The sequence below is a fragment of the Nocardia sp. NPDC003979 genome, from assembly GCF_053605015.1.
On record NZ_JBSGIJ010000048.1, the window covers coordinates 1 to 2,158 of the forward strand.

The window sequence follows — 2,158 nt, forward strand, 5'->3', positions numbered from 1 at the left end:
ATGCTGCGACTTTCGGCGCTGCCACGTTTTGGCTTCAGCTTGCTGCCGTTGCTCCCTATGCGCGCGGGACTTAGGTTCATTCACAGAATCTTCCGAGCCTGGTTGGCGAAGAGAACCATTACGGTCGGCGCGCCGTGGTGTCGATAGTCGGCCGACGAGAACCAACCGCAACGAGAACCTCGCGCTCGGCCCTAGCACGAGGGACCCGCGAAGCTGGAGAGGGCGGTCAGCGTGGTGAACGGACCGCTCAGTCGGCGTTCGGGTTTTTGCGCAGTCGCTGGTCGTGTCAGTGGTCCTGTGCCATGTTTACTCTCGGCACGACGGCCGCTACTCTATCGCCAACATGCCGCAACCTAGTAAGTCCGCCGCGCCTCTTGGATCTCGCCTTCTCGGTGATACTTCCGAGTCTCCCCAGCGACGCCGAGTCCGCGTACAGATCCTTCTGACAATGTTCCTGATCGCGGCCAACTTGATCGGCGCGGTTATCGTCGGTGCGCTCGTCAGCGTGGTGGTGCCCGGTCCTGATGTTCTCGCCCCGGCCAAATACTGGTGGGTGAACTACATCGTCGTACCGACCTATGTGACGCTCGCTTTCATAGTTGGCGCGCTTTGGGGAACGACACGGGCGATACGGGCACTGCGATGGGCAATCGACGACCGCACACCAACACCTCGAGAGCAGATCAACACACTGTCGATGCCCTGGCAACTCACCCGCATTCAGATCGTCTTGTGGGCGGTCGGCCTCGTGCTGATCACGACAATCGACGGAATCATCGAGCCCCAGTCGATTCCCAAGGTGGCGTTCACGATCGGAGCAGGTGGAACCGTTGTCTGCGCTTTCAGCTATCTCTTGAGCGAATTCGCACTCAGGCCCGCGGCCGCCCGCGCGCTCGAGGTGGGAGATCCCCGACGCAGCCGCATCGCGGGGGTCATGGGTCGCTCGATCCTGTCGTGGATCCTCGGAACCGGGGTACCGGTCGCGGGGCTCATGATCATCGCGATCTTCAGCTTCATCAGGCCATTCCATACAAACACCGAGACGATGGCTGTCGCGATCCTGGCCCTTGGCAGTGTCACCCTCGTCTTCGGCTTCTTCCTCACCGTCCTGGGTGGCTTCGCCACGACCGCACCGATCAACAACGTTCGATCAGCCATGGCCGAGGTCGAGGGCGGCAACATGGACATACATCTCGCCGTCTACGACGGTACCGAGCTCGGTGAATTGCAAAGCGGTTTCAACAGGATGGCCGACAAAGTTCGCGAACGCGAGAAGATCAGAGATCTCTTCGGGCGACATGTCGGACAGGAGGTCGCAGAGGCCGCCATGAGCAAGAATCCTGAGCTCGGTGGCGAAGAACGCAACATCGCCGTGTTCTTCATCGACCTCGTCGGATCCACCGAGATGGCCTCCTCGCGCCCGCCCGCGGAGGTTGTTGCGTTGCTGAACCGATTCTTCGCTGTCGTCGTCGACGAGGTCGACGAGCACGGTGGGTTCATCAACAAGTTCGAAGGCGATGCAGCGCTGGCGATCTTCGGCGCACCAGCAGAGATCGTGGATCCCTGCGGTTCGGCGTTGGCCGCAGCCCGCAAGATCAGCAGTCGTCTCCGCGCGGAGGTCCCCGAATGCAGCGCGGCAGTGGGCGTGGCCTCCGGGCGCGCTGTCGCGGGCAACGTGGGAGCCAAGTCGAGGTTCGAATACACGGTAATCGGCGACCCGGTGAATGAGGCAGCTCGCCTGTCGGACCTGGCCAAGAAGGCACCCGGCGCAATCCTTGCCTCGAAAGTCACCGTCGATGGTGCGACTTCGACCGAAGCGCGCCACTGGCAGCTCGGCGACAGCGTCACTCTCCGCGGCCGCTCGGCCATAACCATTCTCGCTAGTCCCACCACCTCTTCGCCGAACCCGCAGCGCTAGTACTGCAACGGCACTCGGTTCAGGTAACTTGCCTGCGTGGTGATGGATAGTGTTGCAACAGAGTCGGATTGGTTGCATGCGAGGATCGGTGGGCGGTTCACGCGATCGGAACCGCGGGCGCGTGCGCGGGAGTACGTGACCGGGTTGATCGCCGGTCACGAGCGTAAGAACGGGTGGACGCTGGCCGAGGCCGCCGGGGAGGTGGGTCCGGACGGGATGCAACGGTTGCTGCGGCGCGCG

At 62.6% G+C, this 2,158-nt stretch carries 1 protein-coding gene and 1 pseudogene; both read left to right on the plus strand.

Features of this window, described 5'->3' with window-relative positions; genetic code table 11:
• Positions 1–343 precede the first annotated feature (343 nt).
• Positions 344–1,918 (plus strand): adenylate/guanylate cyclase domain-containing protein, encoded by a 1,575-nt coding sequence (locus ACWEVR_RS33955; RefSeq protein WP_452470202.1) that lies wholly within the window; start codon positions 344–346, stop codon positions 1,916–1,918.
• A gap of 36 nt (positions 1,919–1,954) precedes the next feature.
• Positions 1,955–2,158 (plus strand): annotated as a pseudogene (locus ACWEVR_RS33960) (IS701 family transposase); the annotation flags it as partial.